Genomic DNA, 15,772 nt, shown 5'->3' with positions numbered 1-15,772 from the left:
TACCCAGGCGCGCGGGCGCCCACCGGTGCCCGGCGGCCGGGCACCGCCCATGCGGCTCAGCCGGCGAGGGCCTGCCTGATGCGCTTGAGCGACGGGTTCGTCATGACGGACCCGGTGCCCGTCGGGGAGACCACGCGGACCGTGGGCACCGTTTCGTTGCCGTCGTTGACGGAGCGGACGAACGCGGCGGCCTCCGGGTCGCGCCAGATGTTCACCGGCCGGTAGCGGGTTCCGGTCAGGCGGAGCTTGACCCAGAGCTTGATGCAGAACGTGCAGCCGGGCCGCCAGTACACGGTGACGGCCGGGGCCGAGGCAGGTGATGTGTCCATGCCCGAAGCCTGGCACGGCCGGAGCCCCTGGGAAGCCCCCGGAGCTCCCCTATAGGGTCGGGCGGTATGGATGGCTGGACGGCGCCGAGCGCGATCGAGAGAGAGCTGTACGAGGCGAAGTCCCGCGGGGACTGGCCGGCCTTCCTGGACGCCCTCGCCCGCGCCGAGCTGTTCCTCCCCCAGCACCGCGCCGCCGTCGACGCCGATCCGCGGCAGGCCCGTTTCCACCCCGCCCCCGGCGGGACGAGCCTGGCCGTCTACACCCGGGGCATGCTGCCCGCTCCCGACCCGCACACCGTGTACCTGCGCCAGAGCCTCGCCTGGTTCGCGAACGCCTGGGACGACCGGGACCCCGCCTACCTCGCCGTGAACCCCGGCTGCCCCGCCGAGGCCTACCTCACCACCCGCCCCGAGGACCGCGCCCGCTGGCGCGCGCACTGGGACGCCGCCCCCTCGTGGGGCCTGCCCGAAGGCGCCGTGCACGCCCTGCACACCGGCGGGCCGCTGCACGGTCCGGTCGCGCACGGGCTGGCCGTCGGCGCGCACCTCGCCGTCGCCAACGGGGAGTTCTGGAACGCCCTCGCCCAGCACGGCAACGGCTACACCCGCGAGCGCGAGCGGATGCGCAAGTGGTGGGGCGTCACCGACGGCGCGGGCTGGCTGGAGGCCCTGCGGCAGCTGCAGAACGCCGACGCCGTCAGCCCCGTCTGGGAGTACGCGCTGCGCGTGCGCCGCGTCCTCGCCTCCGACTTCGCCGGGCCCGTCGACGTGGAGCACTGGCGGTACGCCGCCGAGACCAGCCTGCGCCGGGGCGCCGAACGCTCCGCCGAGCCGCAGCTCACCCCCGAAGGCGTCACCGTCGTCGAGCCGCGCCCCGCCGCCGAGGTCGAGGGCGAGATCGCCGGGGTGCGCCGGCTCATCGGCCGGATCGCCCGCTACGAGCAGCGCTTCCGGGCCGACGGGCTGCTCCCGCCGGACGGCTGGGTGCGTTCCGTGGAGGGGTGGGACCACGGCCGGGCCTCCCAGATGGCCCGCTGGGGCGTCGCCACCCGCTACGGCACCCTGGAGGACGCCGAGCGGGGCGTGCTCCGCGCCGGCGAGGCGGCCCGCGGGGCCTACCGCTCCTGGTCGGACTTCTCCGCCGGATACTCCCTCGGCCGCTGCCTGCACTTCGACGAGGAGGAGTTCGGGGACTGGTACGCCTCCTCGCTCGCCACCCACCTGACGCTGACCACCGACCCGGCCAGCCCCTGGCTCAACATCCCCTGGCGCTGAGCGACTTCGGGTAGTCCCGGCGCCGCGCGCCGGACCGGCCCCCGGCCGCTCCGGCGCCAACTAGGCTCCCGCGCATGACGATTGCGCTGAACGACGCCGTGCGCCGGCTCCTCGACTCCCCGCACCCGGCCGTGCTCTCCACCATCGACCCCGACGGCAGTCCGCAGAGTTCGGTGGTCTGGGTGACCCGGGACGGCGACGACGTGCTGATCTCCACCGAGCGGGGCCGGCGCAAGGAGCGCAACGCGGCCCGCGACGGGCGCGTCGGCCTGACCGTCTTCGACCTGGCCAACCCGTACCTCTACGCGGAGATCCGCGGCACCGTGACCGTCACCGAGGACACCGGCCGTACGGTCGCCGTCCGCATCGCCGAGGAGTACCTCGGCCCGGGCGCCGGCAAGGAGTACGGGGACACCGGGGACGGCGCGGTACGGGTGGTCCTGCGGCTCACCCCGTCCAAGGTCCTGGGCAACGCGGCGAAGGGCTAACCCCGCCGCCCCGGCAGGCGCAGGGACGGCAGCAGGGACAGCGCGATCAGGCCCGCCGCCACCGCGTACGCGGTGCGGAAGCCGGCCGGGCCGGTGCCCGCCGCGCCCAGGACCACGGACGTCAGGGCCGTCCCGACCGAGGCGCACAGCTGGGAGTTGATGCTGAGGGCCGTGCTCACCGCCGCCATGCGCGCGGCGGGCAGGTCCCGGCCGGCGGTGGTCATCGTCGGCATCAGCACCATCCCGGCGCCGACGCCCATCAGCATCAGCGAGCCCACGACCTGGCCGCCCGGCACCCCCGCCGTGCCGGTCCGCAGGCCGGCGAGCAGCATGCCGAGGGCCGCGACCGCCACCCCCACGGGGATCAGCCGCCGCGGGGCCACCTCGTCGACGCGCCGGGAGGCGATCTGCATGGTCACCCCGACCGCGAGGCCGACGGGCGCCACCAGCAGCCCCGCCGCGCTCGCGCTCAGCCCGCGCACCTGCTGCCAGTACACCGGGGCCAGCAGCATCGAGCCGAAGTAGCCGCAGGTGAACGGGGCGAGCGTGCCGATGGCGGCGGCGAAGGTGCGGTCTCGCAGCAGCCGCAGGTCGAGCAGCGGCTCCGGCACGCGCAGCGCACGCCGCACGAAGGCCGCGACGAGGACGGCGCCTCCCAGCAGGGGCAGCAGCGCCCCGGGGGAGCCGAACCCGCCGCTCCCGCCGCCCCGGGACAGCCCGTACAGGAGCAGTGCGAGGCCCGGGGAGAGGCTCAGCAGTCCGGGGACGTCGAGCCGCGGCGAAGCCGCCGCGCCCAGGGGGGAGTCCGGGCGCAGCAGCCTCGCCGCGAGAAGGAGGGCGGCCGCTCCGACGGGCAGGTTGACGAGGAAGATCCACTGCCAGGAGGCGGCGTCGATCAGCCAGCCGCCCAGCATCGGCCCGGCCACGGGGCCGACGAGCACCGGCAGCCCCAGCAGGGCCATCGCCCGCCCGAGCCGGTCGCGGTCGGCGGCCCGCATCACCATCGTCATGCCGACCGGCATCAGCAGTCCGCCGCCCAGCCCCTGGACGGCGCGGAAGGCGATCAGGCTGCCGACGCTCCACGCGCACGCGGCGAGCAGGGAGCCGAGGGTGAACAGGGACAGGGCCGTGAGGTAGGTGCGCTTGGCGCCGATCCGGCCCGTCGCCCAGGCCGATGCCGGGATGACGGCGGCCAGGGCCAGGGTGTAGGCGGTGGCGGTCCACTGGACGGTCTCCAGCGGGGCCCCGAAGGACTCGGAGAGCCTGTCGAGCGCCACGTTGACGATGGTCATGTCGAGGACGGACATGACGGCGCCGGTGATCACGACGGTGAGGATGCGCCCGAGCTGCCCGGGCGCGGCCCCTAACGCCGCCGGCGATTCCTCGGCGGTGGGTGCGGTCGGCATCGTGCGGTGACCCTCAGACCTCGTACGGGTGGACCGTGCGGGCGGTTTCGGCGGCAGACATGACTGACTGTCCCCCCTCTGGAGAACCGGGCGGTTGGTTTGTGTCTCTGGCCTGCCAGTAAGCTACAACGCACGTGGTAAGAACCACAACGACCGTTGTGGAGAACGGCGCGAGCGGCGATGGAGGAGCGATGGAGGAGGAAGCCCCGGGCGGCGGCCCGGAGGGGACGGCGGACATGCTCCCGCCCCGGAAGCTGGCCAAGCGGATCGCGATCGCGCGCGCCGCCTGCGCGGTGTTCGGCCGCGAGGGGTACGCGCGCGCCTCCGTCGACGCCCTCGCCGCCGCGGCCGGGGTCTCGACGCGGACGCTCTACAACCACTTCCCCGGAGGCAAGTCGGAGCTCTTCCGGGCCGTCGTGACCTGGAGCTCGGGCGAGGTGCGGGACGCCCACGTGGCCACCGTGCGCACCCTGCTGGACCCCGGGCGCCCGCCCCACCCGGACAACCTGGAACGGGACCTGGCCGCCCTGGTCCGGGCGCTGATCGACGTGATGGTGAAGCACCCCGACCACTTCGCGCTCGTGCGCCACATCCACGCCGAGGCCGACCACGTACCGCCCGAGGTGCTGGCGGCCTGGAAGTCCGCGGGCCCCGGCCCGGTCGGGGACGCCCTCGCGGACGCCCTCGCGGGCCTGGAGAAGGCGGGACTGATCGACGTGCACGGCGACGCGGAGCTGGCGGGCGCCCACTTCACGGCGCTGACCTCCAGCTCCGTCGCACAGCTCTCGCACTACGGGGTCCTGCCCCTGTCCGGGGCCCGGACCGACCGCCTCGTCCGGGGCGGCGTCGCGGCCTTCCTCCGCGCCTACCGGTCCCGCTGAGGGCCCGTCACGGCCGCTTCGGATCCCGGGCGCCCGGCCCGGACGGGGTGCTGACCGCGCCGGTGCGCTCCGCGGTGGGCACGAAGGACCTCAGGGCAGCCGGCCGGCGACCTGTGACCAGGCGTCCACCGACGCGGCCAGCGGGTCCCCGGGGGCCAGGTAGGGGCGGGCGGCGCCCGTCCACCGCAGGAGGTTCCTGATCAGCCTCAGGTGCACGATCCGTTCCCGGGGCAGCGCGCGCCAGTCCCGGGCCCGTGCTGCCGCCTCCGCCGGGGTGAGGTCGATCAGCGCGAGCGCCGCCCGGCACAGCGCGGCCGGGTCCCCGCCCGGTCCGGGCCCGAACTCCCGGATCAGGTAGCTCCGTACGAAGGCCAGGTCGATCCCCCGCACCAGATCGGAGGCTCCCTCGGCCCGCGCGCAGCGGTACGCCGCCGCCACCGCCAGCCGGCCCCAGCGCAGCCGCACCGCGTCCGGCAGGGTGTCGTCCCGCATCCCGCCCACCGCGAGGCCGCGCAGGGTCCGCGGCAGGGGCTCGTCCCCCAGCGGGGGCCCGGTGGCCAGCCAGGCCTCCAGTTCCGCCAGGGCGTGCCCGTCGGGCGGTACGGAGGTCAGCACCTGGCCCCGGCTGAGCAGCGCCACCACGGCCCCCGTCAGGCGGACCCGCGCCGTGTGCCCGGCGTCGAAGGAGTCGGCCGGGCGGCCGTGGCGCTCTATGCGGCGCAGCCCGAGCCGCGACGGCCCGGCGGCGTAGACCTGCCCGGACCGGGCGACTCCGCCGAGGCACCGTACGAGGCACACGCCGCCCGTGACGTCGGCCTCCTCGACGGAGTACACCTGCAACTCGGTGATGGGCACCCCGACCCCCCTTCCCGGTGGGGGAGGTTACCGCGTCACACCGCCGCCGGCTCCTCCAGGACGAGGCGGATCTCGGTGACCTCGTAGCCGGCCCGGTCGAAGGCGGCGGCCATCGGGACGTTGACGGTGTCGGTGGTCGCGGTGATCCGCCCCGCGCCGTCGGCGGCGTGGAAGCGGGTGATCTCGCCGAGGACCTCGTCGATGAGGCCCTTGCCGCGCTGCTCCGGGACGATGCCGAGGTAGCCGACGTTGCGGTGGTAGGGGGTCGCGGAGGGGATGGCCATCCCGGCGAGGGTGCCGTCGGGCAGGTGGGCCAGGCGCCACCAGGAGCGCTCGCCGGGGCAGTCGAGGTAGAAGTCGAAGTCGTCCCGGGCGAACTCCTCCTCCGTCATCACCGCCAGTTCCTGCCGGGTGTTCACATCGAGGCTGCCCCGGGAGAGCCGGGCGAAGACGTCGAGGAACTCCTCGTCGGTGCCCTCGCGGAAGACGAGGCGTCCGGTGGGTGCGGCGGTCCCGGCGGCCGGGGTCCACTCGTAGCGCAGGCGCTCGACCTCCTGCGTCAGACCGGCCCGCCGCGCGGCCTCCCGCCGCCAGGCGACCGCCGCGGCCCGCGCCGGGTCGGACCGCCAGTCGCGGGGCAGCGGGATGTTGTAGCCCGGGGCCTTGCCGAAGGCGGCGTGGCCGGCTTCCAGGAGGCCCGCGGCGAGGCCGGCCGGGTCGGCCACGCCCTCGCGGACCTGGAGACAGTCGAGCACGACGGGCCGCCCGCTGTCGGCGCGCCCCCACCACAGGGCGCGGGCGAGCAGCTCCCCGTCCTCGTCCTCGGCCGTCCAGATCCACTCGGCACGGATCCGGTCCGCGGCGAGCTCCTCGCGGATCCGCTCGGCGGTCAGGGCGGCGACGGGGCCGTCGGCCCGGTAGGCGACGGCACGGTCGAGGGCGGTGGGGTCTGCGGTGGCAGCGCGGAGGATCACCCGGCGATGATCACACGTCGAGATGCCTCTGACCAGGCATTTCAGCTGTGAGGAAGCGGAACGCGAGGGGCCGGTACCGCGCACGTGCGTGCATGGTACCGGCCCCTCGGAAGGCGTGCCGCGAAGCCGTTACGACCAGGTGATCAGCCGGCGCGGGTGCTCCAGGACGGCCGCGATGTCGGCCAGGAAGCGGGACCCGAGCTCGCCGTCGATCAGACGGTGGTCGAACGACAGCGCCAGGGTGGTGACCTGACGGGCCTTCACCTTGCCCTTGTGGACCCACGGCTGGAGCTTGATCGCGCCGACCGCAAGGATCGCGGACTCGCCCGGGTTCAGGATGGGCGTACCGGTGTCGACGCCGAAGACGCCCACGTTGGTGATGGTGATGGTGCCGTTCTGCATGTCGGCCGGCGAGGTCTTGCCGTCGCGGGCCGTGGCGACCAGCCCGGACAGGGCCGTCGACAGCTCGCCGAGGGTCTTGGCGTGCGCGTCCTTGATGTTCGGGACGATCAGCCCGCGCGGGGTGGCCGCCGCGATGCCCAGGTTGACGTAGTGCTTGAGCACGATCTCCTGGGCCGCCTCGTCCCAGGACGCGTTGACGTCCGGGTTGCGGCGGATCGCGACGAGCACGGCCTTCGCGATCAGGAGCAGCGGGTTGATCCGCAGACCCTGGAGGTCCGGGTCCTCCTTGAGCTCCTGGACCAGCTTCATCGTCCGGGTCACGTCGAGCGTGATGAACTCGGTGACGTGCGGCGCGGTGAACGCGGAGTTGACCATCGCCTGGGCCGTGACCTTGCGGACGCCCTTGACCGGGATCCGGGTCTCCCGCGCCGAGGCCTCCACGGCCTGCGGTACGGGTACGGGCGCCTCGGCGGCCGGAGCCGCGGCGACGGCCGGAGCCGGGACGACGGCCGCGGGCGCCGGGGCGATCGCGGCGGCAGCGGCGGCGTGCACGTCCTCGCGGGTCACGATGCCGCCGTCCCCGGTGGGGACCACCACGGCCAGGTCGATGCCGAGGTCCTTGGCGAGCTTGCGCACCGGCGGCTTGGCCAGCGGGCGCTCCCCGTCCGGCTGCGCCGGGACGGAGACGGCAGGAGCGGCGGGAGCCGCCGGGGCGACCGGGGCCGCGCTGCCGTTCCGCGCGGCCACGGCGGGCGCCGGTGCGCCGGTGCCGTTGGCCGCGGGCGTGCCGGCGGCCGCCTTGCGCGGGCGGCGCTTGGTGGAGGCCGTGGAGACCCCGTAGCCGACCAGGACCGGCTGGCGCCCCTCGGGGGCCGGCTCCTCCTCGGCGGCGACGGCGGCGGCCGGGGCCGCCTCGGCCGGGGCCACCGCGGCGGCCTCGCCCGCGTCGCCCGCACCCGGAGCCGTCTCGACGGAGATGATGACCTGGCCGACGTCGACCGTCACGCCCTCCTCGAAGAGCAGCGCGTGCACCACCCCGTCGAAGGGGATCGGCAGCTCCACGGCCGCCTTCGCGGTCTCGACCTCGCAGACGACCTGCCCGTCGGTGACGGTGTCACCCGGCTGGACGTACCACTTGAGGATCTCGGCCTCGGTCAGGCCCTCGCCCACGTCGGGCATCTTGAATTCGCGGATCGTCATGGCAGGGCTCTCCTCAGTACGCCAGCGAGCGGTCGACGGCGTCGAGCACCCTGTCCAGGCCCGGCAGGTACTCGTCCTCCAGGCGGGCCGGCGGGTACGGGGCGTGGAACCCGCCCACGCGCAGCACCGGAGCCTCCAGGTGGTAGAAGCACCGCTCCGTGATGCGGGCGGCGATCTCCGCGCCCACGCCCAGGAACACCGGCGCCTCGTGGACGACCACGAGCCGGCGGGTGCGCTCGACCGAGGCCTGCAGTCCGTCGAAGTCGACGGGGGACATCGAGCGCAGGTCGACGACCTCCACCGACTTGCCCTCCTCGGCCGCGGCGGCCGCCGCCTCCATGCAGACCTTCACCATGGGGCCGTAGGCCGCCAGGGTCAGGTCGGTGCCGGAGCGGGTGACGCGTGCCTTGTGCAGCTCGCCGGGGATGGCGTCGACGTCGATCTCGCCCTTGTCCCAGTAGCGGCGCTTCGGCTCGAAGAAGATCACCGGGTCGTCGCTGAGGATCGCCTGCTGGAGCATCCAGTAGGCGTCACTGGCATTGGACGGCGAAACCACCTTCAGGCCCGGGACGTGCGCGAAGAGCGTCTCAGGGGACTCGCTGTGGTGCTCGACCGCGCCGATGCCGCCGGCGTACGGGATGCGGATGACGACCGGCAGCTTGATCTTGCCGAGGGAACGTGCGTGCATCTTCGCGAGCTGCGTGACGATCTGGTCGTACGCGGGGAAGACGAAACCGTCGAACTGGATCTCCACGACCGGCCGGTACCCGCGCAGGGCCAGGCCGATGGCGGTGCCGACGATGCCCGACTCGGCGAGCGGGGTGTCGATGACCCGCTCCTCGCCGAAGTCCTTCTGGAGTCCGTCGGTGATGCGGAAGACACCGCCCAGCTTGCCGACGTCCTCGCCCATGATCAGGACCTTGGGGTCCGTCTCCATGGCTTTGCGCAGCGACTCGTTGAGCGCCTTCGCGATCGTCATCTTCTCGATGGCCATGGTGGTCACTCCCCACCCTCGAAGGACGCGAGGTAGGCGGCGAACTGCGCGCGCTCCTCGTCGACGAGCGCGTGCCCGTCCGCGTAGACGTTCTCGAAGATCGCCATGGTGTCGGGGTCGGGCATGGAGCGCACGACCTCGCGGACACGCTTGCCGAGCGTCTCGCTCTCGGCCTCCAGCTCCTCGAAGAAGGCCTCGTCGGCGCCGCCGGAGGCGAGCAGGTGGGCCTTCAGGCGCAGGATCGGGTCCTTGGACTCCCAGGCCGCCGTCTCCTCGTCCCGCCGGTACTTGGTCGGGTCGTCGGAGGTGGTGTGCGCGCCCATGCGGTACGTGAACGCCTCGACCAGGGTCGGGCCCTCTCCCCGACGGGCCCGCTCCAGGGCCCAGCGGGTGACCGCGAGGCAGGCGAGGACGTCGTTGCCGTCGACGCGGACGCCGGGGAAGCCGAAGCCCTGGGCGCGCTGGTAGAGCGGCACGCGCATCTGGCGCTCGGTCGGCTCGGAGATCGCCCACTGGTTGTTCTGGCAGAAGAACACGACGGGCGAGTTGTACACGGCGGAGAAGTTGAAGGCCTCCATGACGTCGCCCTGGCTGGACGCTCCGTCGCCGAAGTACGCGATGACCGCGGAGTCGGCTCCGTCCTTGGCCACGCCCATGGCGTAACCGGTCGCGTGCAGCGTCTGCGAGCCGATGACGATCGTGTACAGGTGGAAGTTGTTGGTGGTGGGGTCCCAGCCGCCGTGGTTCACACCGCGGAACATGCCGAGCAGGTTCGTCGGGTCGACGCCGCGGCACCAGGCCACGCCGTGCTCGCGGTAGGTCGGGAAGACGTAGTCGTCGTCGCGCAGGGCCCGGCCGGAGCCGATCTGTGCGGCCTCCTGGCCGAGCAGCGAGGCCCACAGGCCCAGCTCGCCCTGGCGCTGGAGAGCGGTCGCCTCACCGTCGAAGCGGCGGGTCAGGACCATGTCGCGGTAGAGCCCGCGCAGGTCCTCGGTGGTGATGTCCGCGACGAAGGGCGCGAACTCCGCGACGTCGGGGTGGTCCCCGGCGTCGACCCGTTCACCTTCGGGCGTCAGCAGCTGTACGAGCTGAGGTTCGGCGTCGTGCGGCTGTGCGGTGGCAGCGGCGGTCTTGCGGGCGCTCGCCGCGCCAGCCGCCCGCTTGGTGCCGCTGCTGCGTCGCGGCTTGCGCGCGGCAGTGCTCTCCACGGTCACGTGTGCTCCTCCGTCGGTCCGGCACCCGGGTTCTCCGGGGACCAGTGCGGCTCACCTGTATCCGTACCCGCGCACGGGGTGGGTGCACGGCACGTACGGGATTCAGGCGTGACAGGTGCCCCGGCGAGTGCCCTGCGCAATGCACGTTACCCAGTGCGTCGCATAACTGCGAAACCCCACTTGACCTGGGATTTTGCTTGGATATCCAAGTAAATCGGCGGCTGCGGGAACAACGACTGGTCACAGCCTTGCAGGGGGCCGGAACAACGGCACGTTATCCCGGGTAACCCCGCCAGGGAAGGGGTGAGTGTGTGAAGATGACTTTGTGCGCGAAGACGGAAAAATCAAGGTATTCCTCCTGGACGACCACGAAGTGGTACGTCGGGGCGTTCATGAGCTCTTGTCGGTAGAAGACGACATCGAGATCGTCGGTGAGGCCGGCACCGCCGCGGACGCGCTCGTGCGCATCCCGGCCACCCGCCCCGACGTGGCCGTTCTCGACGTACGGCTCCCGGACGGGAGCGGGGTCGAGGTCTGCCGCGAGGTGCGCTCCCAGAACGAGGACATCAAGTGCCTGATGCTGACCTCGTTCGCCGATGACGAGGCCCTCTTCGACGCGATCATGGCCGGTGCCTCGGGTTACGTCCTGAAGGCCATCCGCGGGAACGAGCTGCTCAGCGCCGTACGGGACGTGGCGGCCGGCAAGTCTCTGCTGGACCCGGTCGCGACCGCGCGGGTGCTGGAGCGGCTGCGCGACGGCAAGAACGGCAAGGGCGACGACCGCCTCTCGAACCTCACCGAGCAGGAACGCAAGATCCTCGACCTGATCGGCGAGGGCCTGACGAACCGCGTCATCGGGGAGCGGCTGCACCTCGCGGAGAAGACCATCAAGAACTACGTCTCCAGCCTGCTGTCGAAGCTGGGGATGGAGCGCCGTTCCCAGGCCGCCGCGTACGTGGCGCGCCTCCAGGCGGAGAAGCGCTAGCCTCCGGCGGATCTGCGGCCCGGCCCGACCGTCCTTCGAGCGGCGGCGGGCGGCGGCGCTGCGGGCGGCGGCGCTCCGGCGCCACGGGGCGGGCCGTGTCATTCGGGACGAACGTCCCAGATCATCGGGGCTGGATCCTCTTCCCCGACGTCCGGTCGGTGCCGGAGAGTGGTCCCCATGTCACCGGAGGAACTCCACGCCATCGAACTGCTGCACCGTGTGCCCTACGGCCGGGTCGCCACGAGCATGCGCGCGCTGCCCTTCCTCGCCCTGGCCCGCCACATCGTGGTGGACGGCGAGGTCGTGCTGAGAATGCACGCCGGATTCGGCTACCACCAGGCGTGCAACGGCAGTGTCGTCTCGTACGGGGCGGACAACTCCAATTCCCCGGACCCGCACCTTTGGTCGGTGCAGTTCACCGGGACCGCACGGATCGTCGAACCCACCACCGCGGAACTGGAACTATTCGGTCCAGCCCCGCATTTCGCGGACGGCGCGGTGTTCGACCCCGTCTACATGCGTATCGAACCCCAGTTCGTCACCGTGCACACCCTGGCGGGACGTCCGGACGGCCGGAACCGGGGCCCGCTGCCGGACCGGCAGTACCAGCACATGCTCTGATCAGCGCATTCACGTAAAAAGGCCCGGCGGGTGAATTCCCGCCGGGCCTTTTCCCGTACATCCGATCGCGCGGTTACTGCGGTTCGCCGGCCGGGTTGTCGCCGCCACCGGAGGTGGGCGGCACCGTCTTCGGGGGCGTCGTCTGCGGCTTCGTCGGCGGCGTCGTCTGCGGGGCCGTCGGGGACTTCGTGTCCGGCGGCGGGGTGGTGGCGGAGGACGACGTCGGGTTGGTGCTCGGCGTGTTCTTGGTGCGGGTCGGCGTCGGCGCGAACGTCTCCTCGCGCGAACCGCCGGAGTCGGTGCTCGGCGGGTTCGACGGGGTGTCCGGCGTCGAGCTCGGGCTGCTCTGCGTGGTGCCCGGGGAGCTCTGGCTGGTGCCCGGCTTCCCGCCGTCGCCCTTGCCGGTGTTGCCCACGGTCTTCACCGCGTACGCGACACCGCCGGCGATCGCGAGGACCGCGAGCAGCGCGAACACCCACATCTTCCACTTGCCGCCGCGACGGCCGTCGTAGCCGCCGTCGTAGCCGTTGTACCCGCCGTGGCCGTTGCCCGGACCGCCGTGACCGCCGCCGGGGAAGGCCGTGCCGTCGTCGGGGTTGAGCGGGGGCACCATCGGCTGCTGGAACTGCGAGGTCGTGGCGTGCGCGTTGTACTGCGGACGCGGGCCGCCGTTGCCGCCCGCGGGCATGGCCGTGGTGGCCGCGCCGCCCGGCTGGCCGTGCGGGAGCGACATGGTGACGGGGCCGGTGTTCCAGGTGCCGGTGTTCGGCCCCTGGTCCTGGAGCATCTGGAGCGCGTACTGGACGAGCCCCCGCATCTCCTCGGCGCTCTGGAAGCGGTCGTCCGGGTCCTTGGCCAGCGACCGCATGACCAGGCCGTCGAGTTCCTGCGGGATCGAGTGGCCCTCGGGCAGCTGCGACGGCGGCACCGGCGCGTCCTGGACGTGCTGGTAGACCACCGACAGCGGGGTCTCACCGGTGAAGGGGGGCCGCAGCGCGAGGAGTTCGTAGAGCAGACAGCCGGTCGCGTACAGGTCGCTGCGGTGGTCCACGGCCTTGCCGAGGGCCTGTTCCGGCGACAGGTACTGCGGGGTGCCCATGACCATGCCGGTCTGAGTCATCGTCGACTGCGCGCCGTGCAGGGCGCGGGCGATGCCGAAGTCCATCACCTTCACCGCACCGGTGTTGGTGATGATGACGTTGGCGGGCTTGATGTCGCGGTGCACGATGCCGTGCTGGTGCGAGTACGCCAGCGCCTCCAGCACGCCGGAGACGATGATGAGCGCCTGCTCGGGCCCGGGGGCCTCGGCGCTGATCAGCAGGTCCCGGATGGTGCGGCCCTCGACCAGCTCCATCACGATGTAGGGGACGACGTTCGGGCCGACCTGGTCCTCGCCCGAGTCGTACACCGCCACCACCGCGTGGTGGTTCAGTCCGGCGACCGACTGTGCCTCACGCGTGAAGCGGGCCTTGGAGACCGGGTCCTCGGCGAGGTCCGCGCGCAGCAGCTTCACGGCCACGGTGCGGCCCAGCCGCACGTCCTCGGCGGCGAAGACCTCCGCCATGCCGCCGCGGCCCAGTCGGTGGGTGAGACGGTAACGTCCGTCGCCCACCAGGCCGCCGGCGCCCCAGTGCTCAGGACCGTCGGCCATCCCGGCGCCGTTTCCCTCGGGTTCGGGTGCCATCAGTCCTCGCCGTCGTCTCTCTCGTCCGCTCTAGCGGTGGGTCCTCATCGGGTGCTCCGATGAACGCTACAGCCTCCGAACCGGTCACCGTTCGGACACAGACACCCTGTGGCCCCATGGTCACGCAGCGGGCACCGGCTTGACGTGTGCTTGCCCTCCGGCAGACTGGGCGCGACATGCGCTCAGCCAGACGCGTAGGGACACAGCCCGAGGGGAAGCAACAGTCATGAGCCAGGACGGCACACAGGGCCGGTACGCAGGCGGCTCCCTGGCCGGTGGCCGTTACCAGCTAAGGGATTTGCTGGGCGAGGGAGGCATGGCCTCGGTCTACCTCGCGTACGACTCCGCGCTCGACCGCCAGGTCGCCATCAAGACCCTGCACAGCGAACTCGGGCGCGAAGCCTCCTTCCGCGAGCGCTTCCGGCGTGAGGCGCAGGCTGTTGCGAAACTGTCGCACACCAATATCGTCTCGGTCTTCGACACCGGCGAGGGCGAGGTGACGTTCGGCTCCTCCGGCGCCGACGGCACGGTCATGCCGTACATCGTCATGGAGTACGTGGAGGGGCAGCCGCTCGGCTCCGTCCTCGACGCGGACGTCCACCAGTACGGGGCGATGCCGGCCGACAAGGCGCTGCAGGTGACGGCCGACGTACTGGCCGCGCTGGAGACCAGCCACGAGATGGGCCTGGTCCACCGCGACATCAAGCCCGGCAACGTGATGATGACCAAGCGCGGCGTGGTCAAGGTCATGGACTTCGGCATCGCGCGGGCCATGCAGTCGGGGGTCACCTCGATGACGCAGACCGGCATGGTCGTCGGCACCCCGCAGTACCTCTCGCCGGAGCAGGCGCTGGGGCGGGGCGTGGACGCCCGGTCCGACCTGTATTCGGTCGGCATCATGCTGTTCCAGCTGCTGACGGGCCGGATCCCGTTCGAGGCGGACTCCCCGCTGGCGATCGCGTACGCGCACGTCCAGGAGGAGCCGGTCGCTCCGTCGAGCATCAACCGTTCGATCACCCCGGCCATGGACGCCCTGGTGGCGCGGGCCCTGAAGAAGAACCCGAACGAGCGCTTCCCGACGGCCGCGGCCATGCGGGACGAGATCTCGCGGGTCATGTCCGCCGGACAGACCGGGGCTCCGGTCATCGTCCCGGGCGCCGGCCCGGGCGGCAGCGGGGCGGGCGTCGGCTCGGCGGTGTTCCCGCCGGTGGACTCCGGGTTCCAGGCACCGCCGGCGCAGTCGCTCCAGCAGCCGTACCCGGGCGCGCACACCCCGCCGCCGTCCCCGTACGCGCCGACGCCCCCGCCGCAGCAGCACACGCAGGGCGGCTATTCGTACCCGCACACCCCGGCGCCGCAGCAGCAGTACGCCCCGCAGACCCCGCCGCCGTTCACCATCTCCCCCTCCCCGGCGCCCGCCCCGTCGGCCTCCTCGTCGGGCGGCGGGAAGCGGAACACCCCGGTGGTGGTCGGGGCGATCGCGGTGGCCCTGCTGGCCATCGGCGGCCTGATCGCGGTACTGAACTCGGGCGGCGACCAGGGCGACGGCGGCACGGCCGCGCCGGACAAGTCGGCGTCCGCGTCCGCTCCCGCGGCGGCGGGCCACAAGGGGCCGGACACCTCGCGCACGATCGCCCTGGAGAAGTGCAAGAGCCCCACGAAGTCCTACAAGGACGCCTCGAAGGTCGTGGCACCTGACTTCCGCTACAAGAACCTGCGCTCGGTGAAGGAGTGCATCCAGGCCGCGGGCTGGAGGTTCGTCATCCAGAACCGTGACGAGGCGGTCTACGGTCAGGACACCGTCCTGGAGCAGCTGCCGGCGGCGGAGTCGGACGTCGCCAAGGAGGGGACGGAGTTCACCCTGATCGTCTCCACCGGCGACCCGCAGTAGGACACCCCGGGGGCGCCCCACGGGCGTACGCCCCCGCGTGCGCCGGTGCGCCGGTGCGCCGGGACCCCGGTCACGGGAGGGTTCCTCCACCACACGATGGAGGAACCCTTGCCCACCGTCTCCCGTTCCCTGACCGTCTCGGCCGTGGCCGCCGCCGTCGGCGCCCTGCTCGTCGCACCCGCGTCCGCCGCCGCTTCCGTCTGAGCACCGACTGCTCCTCCCCGCGGGCGTGCGCCTCTACACGCTCGACACCGCCGGGCACACCCGCTGCCGGCAGTGGCGCCTGAACGCCAACGGTTCGGGCAGCAGGCAGAGCCGGACCACCTCGCTGGACGACGCCCGGGGCATCTCCCCCGTCGGCGCGGAGGCCGTGGCCTTCGACGACCGCGGCTACCGGCAGCCGTGCGGGTCCGCCTCACCGGCCGATCCCACGGCACCAGGTCCTGTCGCCGAGGCACCGCCGAAGGACTGAGCTCCGCTCCGGGCCACCCTCACGGACGGCCCGGGGTGCCGGTTTTGCCCCATTATGCAAATCTGAGGACGTCATTCCGACGCCTCGATTCCGACGGCTCG

The 15,772-nt window shown here is 72.7% G+C and carries 15 protein-coding genes; 7 read left to right on the top strand and 8 right to left on the bottom strand.

All coding sequences use genetic code 11. The features are described from left to right. Positions 1 to 56: 56 nt before the first annotated feature. Entirely contained in the window at positions 57 to 329 is a 273-nt protein-coding gene (locus tag ACEPPI_RS00720) for a glutaredoxin domain-containing protein (RefSeq protein ID WP_373913278.1), read from the bottom strand. Positions 330 to 395: 66 nt separating this feature from the next. On the opposite strand from ACEPPI_RS00720, the gene ACEPPI_RS00715 reads away from it, so the two are divergent. Continuing rightward, on the top strand, positions 396 to 1,604 hold the full coding sequence (locus tag ACEPPI_RS00715; RefSeq protein ID WP_373913277.1) for a DUF1266 domain-containing protein: 1,209 nt from the start codon (positions 396 to 398) through the stop codon (positions 1,602 to 1,604). 74 nt (positions 1,605 to 1,678) lie between these two features. Continuing rightward, a complete protein-coding gene (locus ACEPPI_RS00710; RefSeq protein WP_373913276.1) occupies positions 1,679 to 2,092 on the top strand; it encodes a PPOX class F420-dependent oxidoreductase in 414 nt (137 codons plus the stop codon). Here ACEPPI_RS00710 and ACEPPI_RS00705 read toward each other — a convergent pair. Then, positions 2,089 to 3,498, bottom strand: a complete 1,410-nt coding sequence (locus ACEPPI_RS00705; RefSeq protein ID WP_373913275.1) for a DHA2 family efflux MFS transporter permease subunit — start codon at positions 3,496 to 3,498, stop codon at positions 2,089 to 2,091. The two genes, ACEPPI_RS00710 and ACEPPI_RS00705, sit on opposite strands and share 4 nt — an antisense overlap. A 191-nt stretch (positions 3,499 to 3,689) precedes the next feature. Between ACEPPI_RS00705 and ACEPPI_RS00700 the strand changes: the two genes are divergently transcribed. Then, positions 3,690 to 4,379, top strand: coding sequence for a TetR/AcrR family transcriptional regulator C-terminal domain-containing protein (locus tag ACEPPI_RS00700; RefSeq protein ID WP_373913274.1), 690 nt, complete (start codon positions 3,690 to 3,692; stop codon positions 4,377 to 4,379). Between the two features lie 90 nt (positions 4,380 to 4,469). On the opposite strand, the gene ACEPPI_RS00695 is transcribed toward ACEPPI_RS00700, so the two are convergent. From ACEPPI_RS00695 to pdhA, 5 genes are all read right to left on the bottom strand, one after another. Beyond that, entirely contained in the window at positions 4,470 to 5,234 is a 765-nt protein-coding gene (locus ACEPPI_RS00695; protein ID WP_373913273.1) for a hypothetical protein, read from the bottom strand. 35 nt (positions 5,235 to 5,269) lie between these two features. Beyond that, complete coding sequence (locus ACEPPI_RS00690) at positions 5,270 to 6,208, bottom strand: GNAT family N-acetyltransferase (protein WP_373913272.1); 939 nt, start codon at positions 6,206 to 6,208, stop codon at positions 5,270 to 5,272. Positions 6,209 to 6,337: 129 nt separating this feature from the next. Beyond that, positions 6,338 to 7,810 carry a dihydrolipoamide acetyltransferase family protein gene (locus tag ACEPPI_RS00685; RefSeq protein WP_373913271.1) on the bottom strand — a complete coding sequence of 491 codons (1,473 nt, stop codon included), beginning with the start codon at positions 7,808 to 7,810 and terminating at the stop codon, positions 6,338 to 6,340. Positions 7,811 to 7,823: 13 nt separating this feature from the next. Further along, positions 7,824 to 8,804 (bottom strand): alpha-ketoacid dehydrogenase subunit beta, encoded by a 981-nt coding sequence (locus tag ACEPPI_RS00680; RefSeq protein WP_373913270.1) that lies wholly within the window; start codon positions 8,802 to 8,804, stop codon positions 7,824 to 7,826. 5 nt (positions 8,805 to 8,809) lie between these two features. Beyond that, positions 8,810 to 10,018 carry a pyruvate dehydrogenase (acetyl-transferring) E1 component subunit alpha gene (gene pdhA / locus ACEPPI_RS00675; protein WP_373913269.1) on the bottom strand — a complete coding sequence of 403 codons (1,209 nt, stop codon included), beginning with the start codon at positions 10,016 to 10,018 and terminating at the stop codon, positions 8,810 to 8,812. Between the two features lie 325 nt (positions 10,019 to 10,343). Here pdhA and ACEPPI_RS00670 point away from each other — a divergent pair, with 325 nt between their 5' ends. Together ACEPPI_RS00670 and ACEPPI_RS00665 are read left to right on the top strand one after the other, a co-directional pair. After that, positions 10,344 to 11,003, top strand: coding sequence for a response regulator transcription factor (locus ACEPPI_RS00670; RefSeq protein WP_030225053.1), 660 nt, complete (start codon positions 10,344 to 10,346; stop codon positions 11,001 to 11,003). A gap of 177 nt (positions 11,004 to 11,180) precedes the next feature. Then, on the top strand, positions 11,181 to 11,624 hold the full coding sequence (locus ACEPPI_RS00665) for a pyridoxamine 5'-phosphate oxidase family protein (RefSeq protein WP_373913268.1): 444 nt from the start codon (positions 11,181 to 11,183) through the stop codon (positions 11,622 to 11,624). A gap of 73 nt (positions 11,625 to 11,697) precedes the next feature. Here ACEPPI_RS00665 and ACEPPI_RS00660 read toward each other — a convergent pair whose 3' ends face one another. Next, complete coding sequence (locus ACEPPI_RS00660; protein ID WP_373913267.1) at positions 11,698 to 13,308, bottom strand: protein kinase; 1,611 nt, start codon at positions 13,306 to 13,308, stop codon at positions 11,698 to 11,700. A gap of 226 nt (positions 13,309 to 13,534) precedes the next feature. On the opposite strand from ACEPPI_RS00660, the gene ACEPPI_RS00655 reads away from it, so the two are divergent. Then, complete coding sequence (locus ACEPPI_RS00655) at positions 13,535 to 15,199, top strand: protein kinase (RefSeq protein WP_373913266.1); 1,665 nt, start codon at positions 13,535 to 13,537, stop codon at positions 15,197 to 15,199. A 229-nt stretch (positions 15,200 to 15,428) separates the two neighbouring features. Further along, positions 15,429 to 15,671: a hypothetical protein gene (locus ACEPPI_RS00650; protein ID WP_373913265.1), complete on the top strand. Its 243-nt coding sequence runs from the start codon at positions 15,429 to 15,431 to the stop codon at positions 15,669 to 15,671. Positions 15,672 to 15,772 lie beyond the last annotated feature (101 nt).

This window comes from Streptomyces sp. AB3(2024) (genome assembly GCF_041862025.1).
Taxonomy (GTDB): domain Bacteria; phylum Actinomycetota; class Actinomycetes; order Streptomycetales; family Streptomycetaceae; genus Streptomyces.
This window is presented reverse-complemented; position numbering and strand designations above follow the sequence as displayed.